Origin of the sequence: Breznakibacter xylanolyticus, from assembly GCF_003254275.1 — a bacterium.
GTDB classification, from domain to species: Bacteria; Bacteroidota; Bacteroidia; order Bacteroidales; family Marinilabiliaceae; genus Breznakibacter; species Breznakibacter xylanolyticus.
Window position 1 is genome coordinate 1 of the sequence record NZ_QKZK01000049.1, and the last position, 21,126, is coordinate 21,126.

A 21,126-nucleotide genomic window follows, 5' to 3' on the forward strand; every position below is an offset into this window, starting at 1 on the left:
AGATTACCCTGTTGGGAACCATGACCGAGAAAGCGTAGAACCATCCTGTTTGCCGTCGGAACAAAGAGAAAAACCATACTAAACTTTGGCTCTGTGATGACCGCAAACGATGCGTCCATAAATCTTCAGGGACGGTGATTAAAGCCGTCCCTTTTTTCTAAAACCAATTCAAGCAATGGAAACAAAAGAGATAAAAACGCCCAGCCCCATCAAGAAGCTTCAGGTCATCAAGTTTGAGGTGAAAAAAGGCCAGACCTACGAGTTTAACGGCAACACCAAGACCGAACACGACCGCATCAAAGGCATCTTCCTTCGTCTTTCCAACCCCAATGCTTTGCAGGGAGCCACGCTCCGGGTATGGATTGATGATACCGAGATTATCCCTGACGATACCGAAGTCGCCCTGCTGCACCACAACGATGACCTCTCCATTCAGGATGTGGCCTTCCCCTTGGATGAGAAAGCCAAGAACAGTCCCGTTCGCATCATCTACAAAGACGACAGTGCCAACCTTGCCGTGGCCGACAGTTACCACGTTAGGGCTTACCTGCTGGCCGAAGTAAGCAAGAAGTAACCTTTCAATCCCCTCCAAGAAATGAAAAGATACTTTGTCATTACCCACCAGTCGCAGCACAACGGCCATTTGAACGTGCAGGACTTGCTCCCGGCATCGTGCAAACTCATTACCGGGGTGACGGTCGTTGCCACAGTGAAACAGGCCGGAGAGATGGAAGACACCACCCGTGAGTTGGTCTTTCCACAGGCTTTGATTACCAACCTGACCAAACTGGACAGCATTGCCGGGCTGTTCTATTCCTACCTGCGCACCCGTTCCACCGAAGCGGAAAGCCGTGAGTATTTTGATGCTTCCATCTTACCGGAAATCTCCAGCGTGCTGGCTCAAAACATCCTGTACACTTGTCTGGATGCCGAACAGCAACAGCAGTTAACCGACACCCTTTCGCAGCTCTTTCTGTCCGGGTTTGCCGATTATCTCTACAACGAAGTGGGGCTTTACGAGAAAGGCCAAAGCATGAGCAATACCGACTTTGCCGATTTCATAGCCCAACACATTTTGATGTTTGCCTACCTGAATAAGGAAGAGGTCTTCTTCCATACCAAGCAGGCTTACAAACAACCGGAACCTTACGAGTGCGGCAACATCAGCCTTTTAATCAACGGGAACAGCTTTTTGCTCCGGGATTACATGCTGACGGCCAACCGCAAGGTGCGCAACCTCAAAAAGGAGATTATCCCTTTCCATGAGCCTCTGGAGGTGAACTCCAACATCCATACGGTTTTTAAAAGCAACAAAAACAGCGATGGCAGCACCCTGACCATCCGAATTTATATCGAGTATGAACACAAGTGAGTTACTCCATACCATCGCCAAAGACCGCATAGCCGGGCTACGAACCATTGACAGCTACCAGCTAAAGCCCGTGGTGGTCAATGTGACCAAGGCCGACCAGACCATCGACCTGAAAAACGACATGTGGATTCTCAACACCCAAAGGATTCCGGCATCCATCACCGGGCTGGAGCTGGTCAGCAGCGACAACGTGTTCACGGCCACGCCCGATGAATACGAGTTCATGGATGAGTACCGCTATCAGGTTTTTACCGATTACATCGACATCCGAACCGAAACGGATGAGTTCAAGCCCTTCCGGTTGGAATTTGTAAAGATTATCCCTCACCGAAATTGATGAAGCTATGTTAGATTACAGAGAACAAATAAGCAGCATATACAACTTTTTAAAGCGTTCGGAAGCAGAGCAAAAGTACCCTTACGCTTACGAGATAGTCCTTTTGACGGGCATTGATGAGACCGCCCTTACCTCACGCACTTCCGGCAGCAGCAAGTTCAATCAGGACATTGAAAATGCCGTGGAAAAAGCCAAACAGGCTCACGGGATGCTCCGTGTGGACGTGTATGGCGGTAAAAGCCCCAATGCCCGGAAGCTCAATACATACACGGTCAATGTGAGCGGCTTGTTGAATCCGCCCAAACCAAGTTTGGAGAAGGAAGAAATCCAGAGCCTTATCAAAGCAGAAATCAGCCAGATGCCCAAACCCCAGAACGGGTTGGGCGATTTGAACAGCCTATTGGGCATGTTCACAGGGAACAGCGAAGGCTTGCAGGGCATTGAAGGACTGTTTGGCCTGTTCAATACTATATCGGGCAACAACAAGGAGATGGACAGAATCAGCTACCAAAAGCAGTTGGACGACTTCAAGTTCGAGACCCGGTTCAACACCCTTCAGGAACGGTACGAACAGCTCCGAAGCGAGAATGCCGAACTACGAGTGGAAAAGGAACGCTTCCTGAACGAGAACAAGGAGCTGAAAAGCGAAAAGATAGACCTTGAGAACCGTCTGGCCGGGTATGCCCCCAACGAAATAATGAAGCGTGTGGCCATTGGTGCGGTGGCAACCCTAGGCGGACGGCTACTCAGCAACAGCCCCAAAACGGCAGAACTCCTTGGACTGACCGCCAACGAACTCAAAGGAGCATTGGGCTTTGTGGATGAACCAACCGACAACACGGGTATGCCACAGGCCAATGTGGAGATAAGTGAAATCGGTGCGCCCCAATCGCCAGAGGATAAGAAAAAGGCCGAAATCATCAGGAACCTCTCCGATGCCCTCTCCACATGGGAATTACAGGACGTGGCCAAGATTGCCAACATCGTGGGCTTGTGCCTCGACAGGGCTGAACTCATCAACAAAACATTGGCCTTTTTGAGCCAATCCATCAAGGGAACCCCGGCAGGGGAATCCGAAGAAGTGGAATTGGAGAGCGAAGAACTGGACAACTAAAAAACCAAGGATATGAAAAAATTCAAAGTAGCCATCACCATCGAAGCCGAAACGCCCGAAACGGTTCAGAAAGTAGGCAACCTCATTCAGAATGCCGTCAACAAGGTGGAACAAAAGGACATCATCCGACTGCTGGAGAAGGTGTCTCAGAATCCGGGAATTGTTAAAACCGCCTTAAAGTTCATCTAATGGATGCAGCGCAAGCAAATAAGGCGGCCATGATAGCCACTGGCATCAAAATCGGTGTCCCGGTGGTGGCCATCGGTGTGGGGATTTACCTTATCCGCAGGGCTATCAAAAAGAGAAGCAACCCGGACGGGACTTCCTCACGGGTAGCCCCTTCGCTAAAGGATACGGTCATCGAAACGAAAAACCTGACCATCACCCCATCCGATGCCGCCCTGTTTGCCAACACCCTCTATGGAGCCATGCTGGACTTTGGAACGGATGAAAAGACCATTTACAGCACCATCGACAAAATAGCCACCAAAGATGACATGCTGCTGGTGATAAAAGCCTTTGGCATGAAGCAATACCTCTGGGGAACCCGTGCGGCTTTTATTGGTCAGGATTACAATCTGGTCGGCTGGCTTCGCTTTGAGTTAAGCGAGGGCGAGCTGGCCAAAATCAAACCCAAGTTCGACCAGTGGGGCATTCCGCTATAAACACCGATACGACTATGGACAAGAAGCACAAGAAGATATTATTTATTTCGGGAGGGGTGTTGACCACCGGGGCAATAGTGACCACCGTTTTGCTGATTCGAAGACGAAACAAGCGCAAACGTGGGCTATTGCCCCCAAGTGGTTCCGATACACGTCCGGCCAATTTGCTGACCACCAACAGCAACACCTTGCCGTCCAATTTCCGCAACTGGAACGGTGGCAGTGATTACCTGTCATCGGCTCCAAGGGGCATCCGCAACAACAATCCGGGCAACCTGATTTTCACCAACATCAACTGGACGGGCAAACTGCCCAAAGAGCAGAACAAGGACAGGCGTTTTGAGATGTTCATCGCCCCGGAATATGGTATTCGTGCCATGATTAAAGACCTGAAAAACGACATCGAAAAGGGCAAGAACACGGTTCCGGCTTTGATGACCGAATATGCTCCCCGGTTTGAGAACAACACCGATGCTTACATCCAGACGGTATGCAAGGATTTAAAGGTCAGTGCCACAGCCAAGCTGCTGCCGACCAAAAACACCCTGCGGCTGCTGGTTCACTCCATCAGCAGGGTCGAAAACGGGGGCAATTACATCACCAACGAGCTTTTCGACAAGGCTTATGCAATGATTTGACTTTAAGATAAAAGACATAAGTATCAAGATACAAGACCTCTTGATACTTGATACTAACTACTTGATACTTATAAAATATGGCAACAATAAAGATGTTCAGTGGAGACACGCCTCCACTACTAAAGCAAGGCGAATGGGCAAGTGACGGCAACTATGCCTATCTGGGCATGGAAAACGGGGAATACAAAGTCTTTCAGGGAGTGTTCGACATGGCCAAAGACCAGAAGGTGACAGGCTTCAAATACAGTCTGGATGAGAAAGCCATCATCATCCCCAAGGGTACGCCCTTTTCAAAGCTCCAGCGTTTGTTCAACACCCTGCCCAAAGCATTGAAGTACCACACCAACGAAAAGGCCAGTATCGACATCATGTTTGAAAACGGAACCTACGTCAACGACTTGGGGACGTGGCTGGTGTTGCGTGATTTCTCCTATCAAATCAACATCAAATCGCTCACCAATAAGGTGGACGGGACGGTTGGCTCTTACGTCAAACCTGTGGTTTTCCAAAGCGATAAGGCCATAGAAGTGTACAACAGTGCCGTCAACTTTGCCGACATACGCTTTGAGTACTTTGATGCCGTCAGCGGTGCGGTGGCATTCCTGAACAGCACCATCAACATTGACGATTGCTGTTTTGATGCCAAGGTGAACCAATGTTGTGCCTTAGACCGGGGTTACAACAAGATTGTGTTCTCGGATACTTACTTCAAGATGAACCGGGACGTTCAGGATTCCATCTTGGACAAGGCTTCTGTGGGTTCGTTCATCAACATTGCCCGGAGCAAGTCGGCAGCAGAGTTTCGTCCAAAGACCATTGTGAAATCACTCAGCGGTGGGATGATTATTGCCGGGAACGTGGAAGACCTTTTGATTGCAGAGAAAAGCCCGGTGTATATGCCCAATGGCGGTGTGGAGATACACGGGGGATTTGTCACCAACCCCAATGGCAACATCGACATTGCCGTGCCGACCAAGCTCTCGCAGTTGGAAAACGACCTGAACCTGACCAACGATTTTCAGCAGTTGGAAAACAAGCCCACTACCATCACATCAGAACAGGCAACGGCCATCGAAGCCTCCAAAAGCAAGAACAGCTATCCACAGGCCGATGCACAAAAACTGGCAGGCATTGAATCCAATGCCACCGTGGGAGCGGACTGGAACACCAATGTAAAAAACAAACCTGCCACAATTACGCCACAACAGGCCGCAGCCATAGAAACCAATACCGCCAAAAGGAACTACCCGGAGGCCGATGAACAAAAGCTGGCCGGAATAGAGACCAAGGCCACCGCAGGGGCAGACTGGAATACCAACGTAAAAAACAAGCCTGTGACCATCAGTACCCAACAGGCAGCCGCCATTGAGGCCAATACCGCCAAAAAGAGCTACCCGGACGCTGATAAGCAAAAACTGGCAGGGATTGAGGCGAATGCCACCGTGGGAGCGGATTGGAACACCAACGTGCAGAACAAACCTGTCACCATCACGCCTGAACAAGCTGCCGCCATTGAGGCCAATACCGCCAAAAAGACTTACCCGGACGTTGACAAGCAAAAACTGGCAGGGATTGAGGCCAATGCCACTGTGGGAGCGGACTGGAACACCAATGTGCAGAACAAACCTGTTACCATAACGCCCGAACAAGCCGCAGCCATTGAAGCCAACACGGCCAAAAAAAACTACCCGGAAGCGGATGAACAGAAATTGGCCGGGATTGAAGCCAATGCCACCGTGGGTGCGGACTGGAATACCAATGTACAGAACAGACCAGTGACCATCTCCCCGGAACAAGCTGCCGCCATCGAGGCCAACACGGCCAAACGAAACTACCCGGAAACGGACGAACAAAAGCTGGCCGGAATAGAAGCCAATGCCACTGTGGGAGCCGATTGGAACACCAACGTGCAAAACAAGCCAGTCACCATTTCACCCGAACAGGCCGAGGCCATCGAGACCAACAGCCAAAAACGCAGCTATCCACAAGCTGACCAAGAAAAGCTGGAAGGGATTGAGGAAGGTGCAACCGCTGGAGCTGACTGGAATACCAACGTCCAGAACAAGCCTATCACCATTACACCGGAACAGGCCGCAGCCATTGAGGCGAACACCCAAAAGCGGAGCTACCCGGTAGAAGACCAAGAGAAACTGGCCAGACTCAATGAAGCGGCTTTAGAGGCTGGTGCTGATTGGAATGAGAATTTACGGAACATCCCCCCTGTGCTGTTGGAGTTTATCCGCTGTCTGCAAAATGACGGCGTGACGCATTTTGATATTATCGAAGATGGGACTGTTTTGCGCTTGGGTAAGTTAGGTAATTCGGGCAATGACTGATAAAAACGGTTACATATCCAAGGTTCGGGAAGAACTAAAAGCAGGTCAACGGCATTCCAAGACCACCATTGAAAGCCTTGCCAAGGGGTTTGGTATCACCAACAAAAACTTGGTAAAGGAGTTCACTGAGCTGGCCATTGTACTCAATGCCCGTGAAATTGCCCACGACAGTTCCCTGACCACCTATGAGAAGTATCTGGATATTGTAGCCCTTTATCAGTCGCAGGTCAACCTCTCCATGCGCACCAGCATGAGCGTGCTGATGCAGCAATATTCCACACCTGCACCCATTTCGTTTCTGGCTTCCAGCTATGTGTTAAAGCAGGATGGGCTGAGTGGCTACAAGGCTTTTAAAAACATTGTCAAGGGCGACAAAAACACCAAGATAGTAGGCAATGCCCATTTGCAACCGGAGCGCAGCCATCAGGAACCACTCTATCTGGAGCCATCGGCAGGAAACGGATTGTTGACCATTGCCTTGCCCTATCACCAGACCTATGTGAACGAGTTGGACGATGTGCGCTTGAGCAATCTCAAAGACCAACCATTTGCCTCGGTCAGCAGTTGGGATGCTTTGCAACCACCCTTTGCTTTTCGTCAGAAGTTTGACGGGGTGGTGACCAATCCGCCCTTTGGCGCATTGGCCGAACCCATCCTGTTTGGCAATTTTCGGATTAAGCGGATGGAACATGCCATGTGTCTGGCCGCCTTACGCTGCATGAAGGATGATGGTCGTGCCGCCATCATCATCGGAGGCCACACCACTTGGGACGAACAGGGACGGGTGACAGCCGGGCACAACCGCATTTTCCTGAACTACCTCTACCATTTTTACAATGTGGATGACATCATTCCCATCAACGGCAAAAAGCTCTATTCCCGTCAGGGGACTTCCATCAATACCAGATTGATTCTTATCAACGGGGCAAAAGACAAACCCGAAGGGGCAGCCCCACTTGTAAAGACGCATGGCAATGCGTCTCTAAAAACTGTGGTCAATACCCATGAGGAACTATGGGAACGGGTGGGCTTGGACAAATCAACCAGCAACGACATGACAAAAATGAAACTTCGGGCAAAGGCCATCCTGCTCAAACAGAAACAGCAATCCTTGGGCGGTCTCCGTGCCAGAAAAGATGAGTTCTGGACAGAGGTTAAAGGCGACATCATCCTAGTGAAGAAGCTCCCCAACGGGATGATTGAATACGATGATTTCTACAAAGGAAAGGTTCGGGACATTCGCATGAAAAGCGAACTGTTCAAGCGCAAGGCCGATGCTACCAAATACTTTAAACACTCCTAAGCTATGAAGTCGGATATTTTATTTCAAAAGCAAAGCATAACCATCAAATTCAGCCAGAAGCCACCCCGACACGTTGGCTCCCGGTTGATTGAATTGGGCTTTTCGACCAAGGACAATAAGAGCTTTGTCCGCTCCAAGAAGTTGGCACAAAACGAGCATGAGTACCTGCAAGGGATGCTTGGTCACAAAGGGCTGGGCATGGCCTATATCCCGGCAGCTGAAAAAGGGTTTATCCTTGACACCACCGTACCCGATAGCATGGGTCACGAGATGCACATTGCCATCCGTAAAATCAAAAAGAGCATCGGCCAACCGCTATTCGATTACGTTGCCGGAAAGTTGGATTACTCCAATGATGAGCTGGTAAAAGCCTTGAGTTGTGAACAGATTGATGCGGTTTCACTGGCTATCTACAACATCGAAAAACGCCATCAGGGCATTATCGTGGGCGACCAGACCGGGATTGGCAAAGGCAGAACCGCAGCCGCCCTAATCCGCTATGGCGTGAAACAAGGTTTACAGCCTGTGTTCTTATCGGAAAAACCCAACCTGTTTACCGACCTGTACCGTGACCTCTCCGACATTGGCAGCTCCGCACTTGTGCCGTTCATCGTGAATGCCAAGGAGAGCAAGACCAACATCATGGATAAAAGCGGTGAAGTGGTCTATTCCGCTCCCGAAAAGCCTACTCAGGACAGAATCATCAACAAACAGAACGTGCCGGGCAGTTACAACTTTGTGTGTGCCACCTATTCGCAGTTCAACCAGCCCAAGAAACCAGCCAAACAGCAGTTTTTGAGTGCGGTTTCTGGTGGTAACATCATCATTATGGACGAAGCGCACAATGCTTCGGGCAGCTCCAATACGGGTGAGTTCATGCAGGACGTACTGCGCCAGACCAAAGGTGTGTGTTTCCTGTCGGCCACCTTTGCCAAGCGGCCTGACAACATGCCCATCTATGCGCAAAAGACCTCCATGAGCGATGCCAACATGACCAGCGAAGATTTGGTGGAAGCCATCACCAAGGGTGGTGTGGCCTTACAAGAGATATTGGCAGCACAATTGGTCTCCGAAGGTCAGATGATACGCCGTGAACGCTCCTTTGAAGGTGTGGAAGTCAACTACATCGAGCTGAAAGAGAAAGCTGCCCAACAAGCCGACACCGCAGATAAGATAACTTCCATCATCCGGGACATCATCGGCTTTCAGGAAAAGTACATCAACAAACAGGTGGAGCAGCTCGACAAGATTGCCGCAGCCGAAAGCAAGGAGGTCGAAACACGCAAAGGAACCGAGAAAGCCGGGGTTGACAACATTCCCTATTTCTCCAAGGTGTTCAACGTGATTAACCAGCTCCTTTTCAGCCTCAATGCCGAAGATGTGGCCGAACATGCCATCAGGCGGCTCAAAGAAGGCAAAAAGCCAGTGATTGCCTTTGCTTCCACGATGGGCAGTTTCTTGGAGGACATGGCCAAGCCGGACGATGTGATTAACGGGGATTTCTCCATTGTACTGGAGAAAGGTCTGGACAGCGTGCTTCGTTATACTGAAAAAGACATTGACGGGCAAAGCGAGGGCAAGACATTCAACATATCCGACCTTTCGGAAGAAGCACAATTTGCTTACCGGGATATTCTCAAACGCATCGAGAAAGCTTCCACCGGGATTACAATCAGTCCTCTGGATTTAATCATACAAAAGATTCGGGAAGCCGGGTATTCGGTGGGCGAGGTGACCGGGCGTAAGCTGTGTGTGCAGTACAATTCCACTAAGAAAGGCAATACCACGGCCTTGGTGTTGAACCGAAAGAAGGAGAACACGGCCAGTTTGTTCCGCCAGTTCAACGACAACGAAATCGACTGTTTGCTGATTAACCAATCCGGTTCCACCGGTGCATCGGCTCATGCCATTGTCACCGACAAGGTTCCGGCAGAAAAGGTCAAGCAACGGGTGATGATAATCCTCCAGCCGGAGCTGAACATCAATACCGAAATCCAGAAGCGTGGCCGTATCAACCGCACGGGGCAGATTATGAAGCCGATTTACGACTACATCATCTCATCCATCCCGGCACAGAAGCGGTTTATGATGATGCTCAAAAAGAAGCTCAAATCGCTGGATGCCAACACCACCTCCAACCAGAAAAACAGCAAGTCGCAACTGGAATCAGATGACTTCCTGAATAAGTACGGAGACAAGGTAGTCCGCCAGTACATGCTGGAGAACCCGGAGCTGAACAAAGCCTTGGACAACCCTTTTAAATTTGAAGGCAAGGACGGTGATGAAACGCCATCCGAGGGCGATGCTTCCAAAGTAACCGGACGTGTGGCTGTATTGTCGGTGAAGGAACAAGAGAAGTTTTACGGAGAGGTGATTGAGCGGTACAACGACTATGTGGAGTACCTCAAGCAATCGGGCGAATACGACCTTGAAGTGGAAGTCCTCGACCTGAAAGCGGAGACTTTAGACCGCAGGGTGGTGATTGCCGGGAAAGGTGGCCGTTCGGTATTCGGCAACGATACCTTTCTGGAAAAATGCGAGTGCAACGTCCTGAAAAAGCCATACGGAAAGGCCGAACTGGAAAAGCTCATCCAGAAACATCTGGAAGGCAAAGACACCGATGCCATTGCTGAAGAAATCATCGCAGCCCATGAAAAGCATGTTCAGGCCAAACTCAACGAGGACTTAAAGGAAATTGAAATCAAATACAAGGAGCTGGTTGCGGATATTGTCAATGAAAAACCGTTCCAGAAGATTCCGGTATTTGACAAGGCTGCCCAAAACGCATACTTGGCCGAGCGTACCGAAGAACTTGAAACGGCCAAACAGGAAGCCATTTCCCGGACACACACCCAGAGCGAGAACCGCAAGAACTATCTCAATAGCTTCTTTCGTTTCTTTCGCACCGGGCATGGTTATTTCTACCCGGCATTGAGCTTTGAGGCCGACAGCAGCGATAATTCCTATTGCATCTTCCTAGGGTTCGACATCAATCCCAAGCGCAAAAACCCTTATGCCCCATCAGCGGTGAAGCTTCGCTTTGCCATTGCCGACAGCCGCAAATACATCGTCCTTCCGGCTTCGGGCGACACGGCCAAGGAAATTGAGCGTATTCAGGCACGTAGCTTTCAACTCACCACCTCCCAAAAGGAGAGCCTGATTAACCGTTGGGACGAAGCCATCAAAGCCTACACGTCTGACCGACAAATCCGCTACATCGTCACGGGCAACATCCTGCAAGGTTCGGCTGACTTTTCCGGTAAGCTGGTGAGCTATACCACCAAGGGCAAAGGGGTTCAAAAAGGCATCCTAATGAGTGAGGCTTGGTCGCCCGACAATGGCGACAGCAAGGCCAATGCTTACGTGGTAGCTCCCATTGCCAAGCTGCAAAAGCACATCATGAGCCTTCGCAGCGGTGCGGCCATCAATACCGAGAACAAAATCAGCATTGTGCGCCATTACGATGGCAATTTCCAAGTCATCATGCCCAAGACCAAGAGCCACATTTCCATCTACACCGATAAGGATGTGGTGAAGCTTCTGGTCAACAACCGGGACGGCTTTGAGATGGTCTCCGGCAACATGAAAGCTTCGGTGACGGAAAGCAACATGCCCAAGCTGTTGCAAATCTTTGGGGAACGGTTCAGCCTTTCGGTGAAGATACCACGGCATTACTTCGATGAATACCTTGAAAAAGGTTCAACCCGAACCGATACAGTGGACAGCCTGACCAAGGAGGCAATGGAGCTTTTCGAGCTGGATAAAATGGAGTTTCCTGAGCGACTGGCCAAGCAAAAGCAAAGCTTTCAGAAAAGCAAGACCGATAACGAGGATAAGACCAAGGTTTTGAAGCTGGTCAAGCTCCGGGCAAAAGCCATCCTGATTCTGCAAAAGCAGATGCGCAACGTGGCCGGATTGGGTTCCCATCCTAAAATCAAGACCATTCTATGAGCAAGGCAAAGAAGATTCAGCTCCGCACTGACCGCTTCCCGGAACTTCGTGGCATAGACGATGAAGTGGAAAAAGCCTTGCAGGAAAAGCAAAAGAACCGTCAATACAAGGATGCCGGAAAACGGGTGCATGGCTCACGCAAGGAACAGGCCATGTACAGCAAGCTTATCAGCTCCAGCGACCTGCAAAGCATCGAACAGGACGAGGCCACGGCCATTGAGCTGGTGAAAAAAGACAAAGTTTTCCCAAAGGTTGACCCACAACTGGAGAAGGAAAACGGAACGGATTCGGGATGTGCCTTCCTGAAAGTAAAGCTTCGTCAAGCATTCCCGGCCACACCTTATGCCAACACCAAGCTGGCACGGGAGCAATACGTGAAGATGGCTGAGGCTTTCAATACCGTCTTCAACGAGGCCGTGACCATTGAAGACCTGAAAAAGCTCTTTGCCATCGCCACCGATGGGCAAATCGTACCCAAGACAGACTTCGGGATGCTGTTCGGAAAGCAGCTCCGCAATCTGGTATTCGTGCTATATGGCTATGGCAACGGTGTGGGTGCAGCCAAGCAAACGTTGATTGAGGCACGCAGGTATTCAGGCATTTCCAAAGAGAGAGCCTTGCCGCACTACAACAACCTAAAAGCCTATTACGACCGGATTATCGAACGCCAGCAACATTGCATTGATTCGGCCAAGCAGATAATCTCTGAGGCGGACATGAGGCAGCACCGGACGAATGACCTGACCTTCCGGGGTGGAATGCTCAGTAGTGTACGCACAGTAGAGCAATATGTCCAGTATGTGACGCAGGTGTGTACCCGGTTTATTGGTGACCACCAAAAGGAGTTCAACCAGAAAAAAGAAGAGTTCCCCAACAAGGAATTTCAGCCGGACTGGTCATGGGCGAACATCAAGAAAACAGCCACCACCCAAAGCAGCTCCAAACCCAAGATGGAGGCCGTACCCTTGGCCTACATCAAGCGCACCGGGGGATTGTTGGTTGAGGAGTCGGATGAAAAAACGGTCATCGAAAAGCTCCATTTCAAATCGCTCACATTGGGCAACTATGTGAAGGACAATGAAGCGCAGGAACACATCAGGCATTTTGTGGCTGCCATCGTGGATTTGTGCGAGGTGTTAGACATCAACCTCTCCATAAATGAAAATCTTGCCATTGCCTTCGGGGCTTTTGGCCGGGGCGGTAAAGCGATGGCCACCTATTACCCCACACGCCAGCTCATCAACCTGACCAAGCGCAACGGGGATGGTTCGGTAGCCCACGAATGGGGGCATTTCTTCGACCATTATCTGAACGGTTTTGCATTGACCAAACCAGCCTTGCGCTCCGAGCAGTATTTAGACTTGCTAATGGATAAGTTTGGCAGCAGGCGCAAATACCTGACCAGTTCACGCTCCTCCATGAGCCAGGATTACTTCATCAGTGAGATGGAGTACAACCTGAAAAACCATATCCCGGACAGCCCCCTGCTCAAAAGCATGGCCGGGCTGGTTGCCATGCTTCGCTTTGGGTATTACCACATCGAAGGAACAATGGTCAGCTACCATCAGGACGACATCAAAGGCAAAAAGCCAACGGACAGTTTCCTGTATTACCATTCCAAGCTGCAAGGTTCTTACTGGAGCAACATCGCAGAGATGTTTGCCCGGAGTTTTGAGTGCTATGTGGCCGATAAGCTCAAAGAGCAAGGCCGGGTGAACAACTACCTTGTTTCGGGGAGCTTATTCGGCTTCCCTGTCTATCCGCAAGGCAAGGAACGGGAGTGCATCAACAAATGCTTCGACCACCTGATAGCTTCCATGAAGAGCCATCTCTCCATCAAATCCTTTACCCCGTTCACCACCCAACGAGCCGATGAGTACATCGACCTAAACCAAGAGGGAACGGTTAACAAAGGGGTGATTGTCGGAAAAGAGCGCAAGCTGAAGCTGGCCAAAATACGGGCTAAGGCCATTATCATCAAGCAAAAACAAGCCCTTGCTAAGGGTAGCGAATAATATGTAAACGTGTTAGAACTAAATATCATACAGCATGAAACTGACAATAACCAATTACAAGGAAGCCACAAAGAATATTGATTTCAAGAAACTGCCCGAAGCCGCTCAGGAAGCGCACAAGGAGTTCAGCTCCTTTGCCGAGTTCTACAACGATGACAAGGACATCAAGGAGATGCTGGATAACCACTTCCGCATTGTGGAACCCTTTCTGAAAGATGTACCCAAGAAGGCAGCGGACAAGAAAAAGTCCATGGCTCCCAAAAAGACGGCAAAGAAAGCCTCTCCAAAGTCTGAAAGCAAGAAAACGGCTTCCAAATCACGCCAGAAAAAGACTGCAACCCGGAAAGCGACAGCCCGGAAGAAGGCCGCACCCAAACAAATTAAGCGCAAGCCTAACGAAGTGGCGTTAATGCCCTTGGAGATTAAGATTATCAAACGCTATCTGTCCATGCACGGGCAAAAGGTCTCCGAACGGCAGGTGTCCCTTCTTTACAAGGTCATCCAGAAGGCGGCCACCGAAAAGACCATTCGCAAGACCAGCAAGTATGCCGATGAAATCAGCAAAATCGGCAATGACCTTGCCAGCACTTACAAGCAGATGGGTTCGTCCTGCACCTTTGAGATTCCGGATGCGTTGCACAGCAAGCTGAAAAACATTGTGGACAGCTATGGTGTCAGTCCGGCCATTGCCCTTATCAAGCGGTTCATCAACTTGTATGGAAACATCACCATTCAAAAGGCGCAACGCCTGTTGGCCAGCATCAAGAATGCCAAGAAAAGCGGTAAGGTCAGCTCCGGGGACAATGCCTACGAACGGGTGAACCAAGTGCAGAAACATCTGGAGGACTACCTTGACAGCGACAAACTGTTGGTGACCAACATCCAGCTAAACGGATTGAAAGGAGTTGCTGGGGTGGGAAAGTAAAAGCCACTTCTACCAAGCCCTTGCGTAGGGGTGGCAATGATTTACAAGGGGTAACAGGAGCTGCAAGCCATGTGGTTTCTCCGGGTCAGGTGGTATCGGCTGACCAGTTGGCGAAGATGGAGTTCTCCACCTTCTCCATTGGTGGAAAGTTCGGGCGGCTATTGGGCAAACCATATAAACCATTTTACCTGATGATTTACGGTAACCGCTTTAACGGGAAAAGCTCCGTGGCCATGCTTTTGGCCGATGAGCTGGTCAAAGGTGGGTTGAATGCTTTGTATGTCTCCAACGAGGAAGGCGTAAAAGGCTCCCTTCAGGAGAAGCTGTTGCGCTTAAAAATCAGCAGTCCCATTCATTTTGTGGAGGACTACAACCCGAAACAGTTCCGGGGTTATGATGCCGTGTTTCTGGACAGTACCCAGACGGTAGGCATGAAGCCCGATGAGTTCAAAGCACTCAAAAAGCAGTACCCGGAAACGTCCTTCATTTTGGTATTCAAAGCGAACCGTGACGGCAGCTCCAAGGGTGGCAGCGATTGGGAACATGACGTGGATGCCATCATGCACATCGAGAACCAGAATGCCACGATGGAAAAGAACCGATTTCCGGGCGGTAGTACCGAAACTATTAAAATGTTCTAGTCATGGAGGAAGTAGCCGTCAAACTGTTTTGGGTCACTGTGGGAACCACCGGGTCATTGGTGGTGGGTGTCATCTCATTCCTTATCCGCAATGCCATTTCAAAGAATGCCACCAAGGAAAACGTGAATGCCAAAACCGATTTACTGGAGAAGGACATATCGCACCTGACCAAAGAGATGGATGCTTGTGAGACGAAGTTTGCCATCCTGCATAAGCGCATATCCGATTTACGGGACAGCTCCAAGGAGATTTACGTCAGCAAGGAGCTGTTCCACCAAACCATTAAGCAGCTCAATGAGAAGCTGGATACCATTCTAAAATTTGTAGAGAAATAATGAGACTATTTGGGAAATTAACCAATGCCGGGGTAACAGAAGCCCTCAAAGAAGGCACGAAACTCATTGATGAGATATTCACCACGCAGGAAGAAAAACTTCAGGGAAAAATGGAGCTTTTCAAGCTGGCCATCACAGACAGGGATTCAGCACGGGACATGTATGTCAATGATAGTTGGCTGCAAAAGACCTTTGCCATTTTCTTTCTGGTGGCATGGTGCGGCCTGACCGTTCTCATGCTGGAGTATTTCATCTTTGGCAACATCCAACTGGAGGATTGGCAAATAGCTTTTGTCAGCAGCATCAACGGTGGCATATCCACCAAACTAAGCACCATCATCGACTTCCTGTTTGGTGGGGCTATTTCCGGGGTAAACCAAGTAAACCTTAAATCTAAACGCAAGAATGAAAAAGACATTTGATGAATTGTTTGATGGCGTAATCCGCCACGAAGGCTATTATGCCAATGTAACCGGGGACAAAGGTGGCGAGACCTATATGGGTATCGCCCGTAACCTACACCCGGATTGGGAAGGTTGGGCGGTGATTGATGTTTATAAGTCGGAAGTGGGTAGAATCAAGCACAATGCAAAAATCGAAATTGCCGGATTAACCTTCTTGGTCAAGGAGTTTTATAGACATACTTTTTACCATAAATACCGCATCGAATCCATTAACCACGGGGCTTTGCAGGAAATCATCTTTGATTGGTGTGTCAACAGTGGATATTGGGGAAGCTGCGGTGTTCAGAAGGTGCTGAACCGTTTCTTTGACAGTGACCTCAAACTGGATGGCATCATCGGGAACCAGACCATTGCGGCCATCAATTCCTGTAACCCGGAACAGCTCTTTAATGCCATCAAAGCGGCTCGGATTCATTACTATGAGGTCATTGCCAGAAAGGGGGAGAATGCGAAGTTTTTGGAGGGGTGGCTGAGGAGAGTGGAAAGGAAAAAATATACATCCCATTAAAAGGTATTCATTTCCACCTCAATGAAATTTTGTCTCTAAATTATAAGCCGTAAAAGTCAATCTCTTATCTATCTGATTTTTACATGGATTTAGTAAATCTTTTGGAATCACTTTTTTTTACTACTTTTGTAATTTAATCATCTATGGAATATAAACAGCAAATATCGAATTCATTTTCAGAAGGCTTAAGTAAACTAGGCTTTCAGGAAGATGAATCGTTATATTTCATAAACCAAAACCAATTCCCTGATGAACCTCAAATTCTTTTTTTAATTGAGACTACTAAAAATTTTGGTGCAAACGCTGTTTATGTAAGAAAGCAATTAAATGGAAGTTATAAACCACAAGTTTATCTCTTTGATTTTACAGAAAGAAATTTTGTTGACGAAAGCGAAAACGAAATAGCAAACATCCAAAAAATCATTTGGAGTAGTGGTGAAGCTCCTTTAGCTTGTATTTTTTATAAAACTGAAATCAAGATTCTGGACTGCACAAAACATATTACAAAAGACTACAAGCCAGAATATTTAGTTAGAAGTTTAAATCTCACAGACAAAGCCCATAAACTTTATAATGAACAGTTTGCTATTAAAGTTAAAACCGGTTTGTTTTGGGAGGAAGAAGATCTCAAAAGTAGATTTCGATTCCAAAACTCCGCATATGATAAATTGATTGAAAATATTCGTTTTGTTATTAATAGATTAACAGTAGAATTAGAAAGCATTCCCAAGGAGATTACAAACAAAATAATAATCCAGTCTATACTTATTAAATATTTAGAGGAGAGAATTGATGAAAATGGCAACAAATTATTATCTGAGAAATACTTTCAAAAGTACAATAATGCATCTACATTTAGTGATGTATTGAAACTTGGCAAATTTGGAGAATTACTCACTGACCTAAATAAAGACTTTAATGGCAATGTATTTAAATGGGATGATTCTGAACTAAAACAACTCAATTCTCTTGACTTAAAAATTGTATCAGATTTATTGGCTACAGACAAAACCGATTTGGGGTCATCTCAACTAGAAATTGGTTTTCCTGATTGGAGGTATTTTGAATTCAAATTCATACCTGTTGAGCTTATTAGTCGATTATATGAAGAATTTCTTGGAGAAAACAAACAACAGAATGGCCTATTTTATACTCCATCACATTTAGCGAAACTGCTTGTTGATGAGAGTATTCCGTTAAATCAATATCAACACTACAATTTGAACAATTTTTCAGTTCTTGATCCAGCTTGTGGCTCTGGAATTTTCCTTGTCATTGTATTCAAAAGACTTGTTCAAATATGGAGACTTCAAAATAAACTAAAACACCCAGACATTGAAGACTTAAAGCCCTTACTAAAAAACATTTATGGTGTAGATAAAGAGGAACAGGCAATAAGATTAGCATGTTTTAGTCTAAGTCTAGCGTTGTGTAATGAATTGAATCCTGTGAAAATTATTAATGAATTGAAATTTGATGATTTAAGTGAAGAAAATTTAATTCATTCTGATTTTTTCAACTGCCCAAGTATAAAATGGAAGAAATTTGATCTCATTATTGGAAATCCTCCATTTGTAAGAGGAGCAATATCTGGATATACAAATATATGGGAAACAGTCAACCATAAGGTTAAAATTCCACAAGGTCAGATTGCTTTAAAATTTCTAACCGAGACTTTATCTAACTTAAAAGATAAAGGTTTGGTGTGCTTAATTATCAAATCTTCCGGTTTAATTTATAATAGTACATCGCGGGAATTTAAGAAAGCCCTATTCTCAAGTTATAACATCATTCAAATATTAGATTTTACCGCTCTTGCGAGAAATAAATCATTGTGGGATAATGGAGCAGATGTTGCTTCTGCTGCTATATTTATTAAGAATGAACTCCCTGATGTTAAGAAAAATATTCTTCACCTAACTTTTAGAAGGACTAAAGCAACAAAAGAAAGAATTGTATTTGAAATTGATGAATACGATTTGCATTTTATTACTAGGCAAACTGCTATTGAGAATGAATTTATTTGGAAAAATAATCTTTTAGGTGGAGGCCGAATTAAAAACCTTGTTCAGAAAGCACAAAATTATTTAACACTACAAGAAATCTTAGATAAAAATGAATGCCTTTCTGGCGAAGGTTATATTGTTGGTTCCAATGGGAAGCTTGATTATAAGTATGTTTACAATCTACCATCGTTGCCAACTGAAGCCATAAACGACAGGAATATTGATTATGAACAGCTTTTTTTGATTGACAAAAACACCAAATTTGTAAAGATACCGGAGGAAATTTTCTTTACAGCACCTAATATTATTTTGTGGGAAAATATTGGTGAGGATAGGATACCTGTATTCTTTAACCAAAAATCATTTTCATTTAAAGATAAACTAATCTCAATTGTAACAAAGAATTCAGATAAAACAATTCTAAAAGATATTGTTGATTCATTTCAAGAGCATTCAAATTTTTATAGATTCTACATATTTGCAACAAGCAGTCAGCTACTGATTAATCTAAATACTGCAATCCTAAAAAAGGATTATATGCAACTTCGATTCCTTTCAAAAAATGAATCGAATGATTTCTTTACACATTCTGATAAGCAGATTATATCTGATGTGAATGTTTATTTTCAGGATTTCTTGCGGCATGGAGAAAAATCCATTGCATTAAAACCAATACCAGCACATAAGTTCAAGGACGTAATTGGTCGTTATGGTAATGAATTCTCCAATTCATTAAACATGATTTATGAGGACAATTCAAAAAAATTCAAATTAACAAATGTCATTGAGTTAAGGAATTCTTTTATTGCTGCTATATTTAAATATGACAGCGAGAATGTAGAAACATATTATGGGAAAGATTTATCTGAGATAGATATTGAAGAACTTTCAAATACAAAAATATCTTTTCAACTATCCGTTAAAAGGGTAATAAAACTATATCCTAGAAAAGATACAATCATTTTTATTAAGCCAAATCAAATTAGGTATTGGATTCCGTTAACTGCATATAGAGATGCAGATAAGTGTTTTTCTGACTTTTCAAATCAAATCAACATATGATTGCAGAAGAAAACTTTTCATCTTGTGAAACACCATTTTTAAGTATTTCTAGCAGAGCCATTCTCCCTCATATTCACATGTTAATGAAACAAGCAATTCCTTGTTTCATTAATTATATTCATTCAGAAAATTACAAAAAGAAAAATCTTAATGAAGATGATTTAACTCAAATTTATATTGAACAAGCACAAATATTAATTAGAAAACATAACTATCCTTTTAATGTAAATGGTCAATATCGAGATATTACAAATCTAAGTAAGGGATTTTCTGATTTCTATTTCTTTCCTAACGAATTAGGAGTATCCACTAATTCAATATACTCCGTTGAAAGTAAAAGATTACCAGCTCCTGATAAATTTAGAGAAAAGGAATATGTAATAGGGAATAATAAAAACGGAGGAATTGAAAGATATAAGAATCAAATTCATGGAAAAGGCTTGAATGAATGTGGATTAATTGGGTTTGTTGAAAAACACAACTTTAAATATTGGCTGGATTTAATTAATAGTTGGATTGAAGATTTGGCTCTATCAAATAGAAATTGGAACGAAGAAGAAAGATTGTTGGAAATTGAATCGCATGTTGATTTCTGTTTTTTGCACTCAAAAGCAAAGAGAGAAGAGAAGGATATAGAATTGCATCATTTCTGGATTGAGCTTGGGAACGGTAACAGTATATCGAATAGTAAAAAATAGCAATAAAAAAAAGTTATCAACAACCTTGCTTTTATTTTTTGCCAGAAAAATAATGGCAAAATGTATGTCCACTCTACTTAGAATAGCATCTCATAAAGCCATCCAAATCACTGTTTTACAATTGTTTATAAATGTGGTTTTGCAAACCATCATGGTTTGTGGTATTGCCAGTGCCGCACTTTACAGAACTGTCGATGCGTGAACAGCCTCTGTGCGGCATTGGCAATGACCGCGTGTTGCGCCCTGTGTTTTGTTTTCCTCCGAGTAGAAATCCTGTCTATGTCGAACGGTGAAATCAGAATCAAATAGTCAATCAACTCTCAATATTCCATTCTTCAATAAGGCAGTTTTCTGTCAGAGTTCAATTCTCGGTCTGCAAACCAAAGGTATTCTTTTTTGTTTAAAGCAGTTTTCGAGTCAGTCCAGTTTTAAATCATTCCAAGTCATTTTCAATCGGCTTTCCAATCCAACTGTCAATCGAAAATTCATTCCGAAAAAAAAAATCGGCTCTCGAAGCGAATTTTTGTCATTCTGTGTTTTCCTTTCTGTCAAGATTATTCATTCCGAAAAATTCCACTCTCCTACTCGATCCAATTCTGATTTAAAATTTCTCGATTCGATCAACACGTTCACAAAATCGTCATCCTCGATTCTATCGAATTATTAAATCCGCTCCAATCCATTCTCAACTTTCCTTAAAGAAGCGTTCTTCTTTCTAACGACAATCTGTTCTATTTCTAAACATTGGGCGCAACG

At 45.8% G+C, this 21,126-nt stretch carries 18 protein-coding genes; all 18 read left to right on the forward strand.

What is annotated here, in order from left to right:
- Positions 1-175: 175 nt before the first annotated feature.
- The 18 genes from LX69_RS16285 (at position 176) to LX69_RS16365 (ending at position 20,370) form a co-directional block, all read left to right on the forward strand.
- Positions 176-574 (forward strand): hypothetical protein, encoded by a 399-nt coding sequence (locus LX69_RS16285; protein WP_111447049.1) that lies wholly within the window; start codon positions 176-178, stop codon positions 572-574.
- 21 nt (positions 575-595) lie between these two features.
- Positions 596-1,372, forward strand: coding sequence for a hypothetical protein (locus LX69_RS16290; RefSeq protein WP_111447099.1), 777 nt, complete (start codon positions 596-598; stop codon positions 1,370-1,372).
- Positions 1,359-1,709 (forward strand): hypothetical protein, encoded by a 351-nt coding sequence (locus LX69_RS16295; protein WP_111447100.1) that lies wholly within the window; start codon positions 1,359-1,361, stop codon positions 1,707-1,709. The genes LX69_RS16290 and LX69_RS16295 overlap by 14 nt, the downstream gene beginning before the upstream one ends.
- Before the next feature lie 7 nt (positions 1,710-1,716).
- A complete protein-coding gene (locus LX69_RS16300) occupies positions 1,717-2,823 on the forward strand; it encodes a hypothetical protein (protein WP_146260781.1) in 1,107 nt (368 codons plus the stop codon).
- Positions 2,824-2,835: 12 nt separating this feature from the next.
- Complete coding sequence (locus tag LX69_RS17875; protein ID WP_170124437.1) at positions 2,836-3,012, forward strand: hypothetical protein; 177 nt, start codon at positions 2,836-2,838, stop codon at positions 3,010-3,012.
- A complete protein-coding gene (locus LX69_RS16305) occupies positions 3,012-3,488 on the forward strand; it encodes a hypothetical protein (protein WP_111447102.1) in 477 nt (158 codons plus the stop codon). The genes LX69_RS17875 and LX69_RS16305 overlap by 1 nt, the downstream gene beginning before the upstream one ends.
- A gap of 14 nt (positions 3,489-3,502) precedes the next feature.
- On the forward strand, positions 3,503-4,126 hold the full coding sequence (locus tag LX69_RS16310; protein ID WP_111447103.1) for a hypothetical protein: 624 nt from the start codon (positions 3,503-3,505) through the stop codon (positions 4,124-4,126).
- Between the two features lie 77 nt (positions 4,127-4,203).
- A complete protein-coding gene (locus LX69_RS16315; protein WP_146260782.1) occupies positions 4,204-6,462 on the forward strand; it encodes a hypothetical protein in 2,259 nt (752 codons plus the stop codon).
- Positions 6,455-7,765, forward strand: coding sequence for an N-6 DNA methylase family protein (locus LX69_RS16320; RefSeq protein WP_111447105.1), 1,311 nt, complete (start codon positions 6,455-6,457; stop codon positions 7,763-7,765). The genes LX69_RS16315 and LX69_RS16320 overlap by 8 nt, the downstream gene beginning before the upstream one ends.
- A 3-nt stretch (positions 7,766-7,768) precedes the next feature.
- Complete coding sequence (locus LX69_RS16325; RefSeq protein ID WP_111447106.1) at positions 7,769-11,716, forward strand: strawberry notch-like NTP hydrolase domain-containing protein; 3,948 nt, start codon at positions 7,769-7,771, stop codon at positions 11,714-11,716.
- Positions 11,713-13,731, forward strand: a complete 2,019-nt coding sequence (locus tag LX69_RS16330) for an LPD1 domain-containing protein (protein WP_111447107.1) — start codon at positions 11,713-11,715, stop codon at positions 13,729-13,731. The genes LX69_RS16325 and LX69_RS16330 overlap by 4 nt, the downstream gene beginning before the upstream one ends.
- A 34-nt stretch (positions 13,732-13,765) precedes the next feature.
- Positions 13,766-14,656 (forward strand): hypothetical protein, encoded by an 891-nt coding sequence (locus LX69_RS16335; RefSeq protein WP_111447108.1) that lies wholly within the window; start codon positions 13,766-13,768, stop codon positions 14,654-14,656.
- 20 nt (positions 14,657-14,676) lie between these two features.
- Positions 14,677-15,297: a hypothetical protein gene (locus LX69_RS16340; protein WP_146260783.1), complete on the forward strand. Its 621-nt coding sequence runs from the start codon at positions 14,677-14,679 to the stop codon at positions 15,295-15,297.
- 2 nt (positions 15,298-15,299) lie between these two features.
- Positions 15,300-15,632 (forward strand): hypothetical protein, encoded by a 333-nt coding sequence (locus LX69_RS16345; RefSeq protein WP_111447110.1) that lies wholly within the window; start codon positions 15,300-15,302, stop codon positions 15,630-15,632.
- Positions 15,632-16,054, forward strand: coding sequence for a hypothetical protein (locus tag LX69_RS16350; RefSeq protein WP_111447111.1), 423 nt, complete (start codon positions 15,632-15,634; stop codon positions 16,052-16,054). Before LX69_RS16345 ends, LX69_RS16350 begins: the two co-directional genes overlap by 1 nt.
- Entirely contained in the window at positions 16,038-16,604 is a 567-nt protein-coding gene (locus LX69_RS16355; protein ID WP_111447112.1) for a glycoside hydrolase family 108 protein, read from the forward strand. The genes LX69_RS16350 and LX69_RS16355 overlap by 17 nt, the downstream gene beginning before the upstream one ends.
- 143 nt (positions 16,605-16,747) lie before the next feature.
- A complete protein-coding gene (locus tag LX69_RS16360; protein ID WP_111447113.1) occupies positions 16,748-19,672 on the forward strand; it encodes an HsdM family class I SAM-dependent methyltransferase in 2,925 nt (974 codons plus the stop codon).
- Positions 19,669-20,370 carry a hypothetical protein gene (locus tag LX69_RS16365; RefSeq protein WP_111447114.1) on the forward strand — a complete coding sequence of 234 codons (702 nt, stop codon included), beginning with the start codon at positions 19,669-19,671 and terminating at the stop codon, positions 20,368-20,370. Before LX69_RS16360 ends, LX69_RS16365 begins: the two co-directional genes overlap by 4 nt.
- The last annotated feature ends 756 nt before the right edge of the window (positions 20,371-21,126 follow it).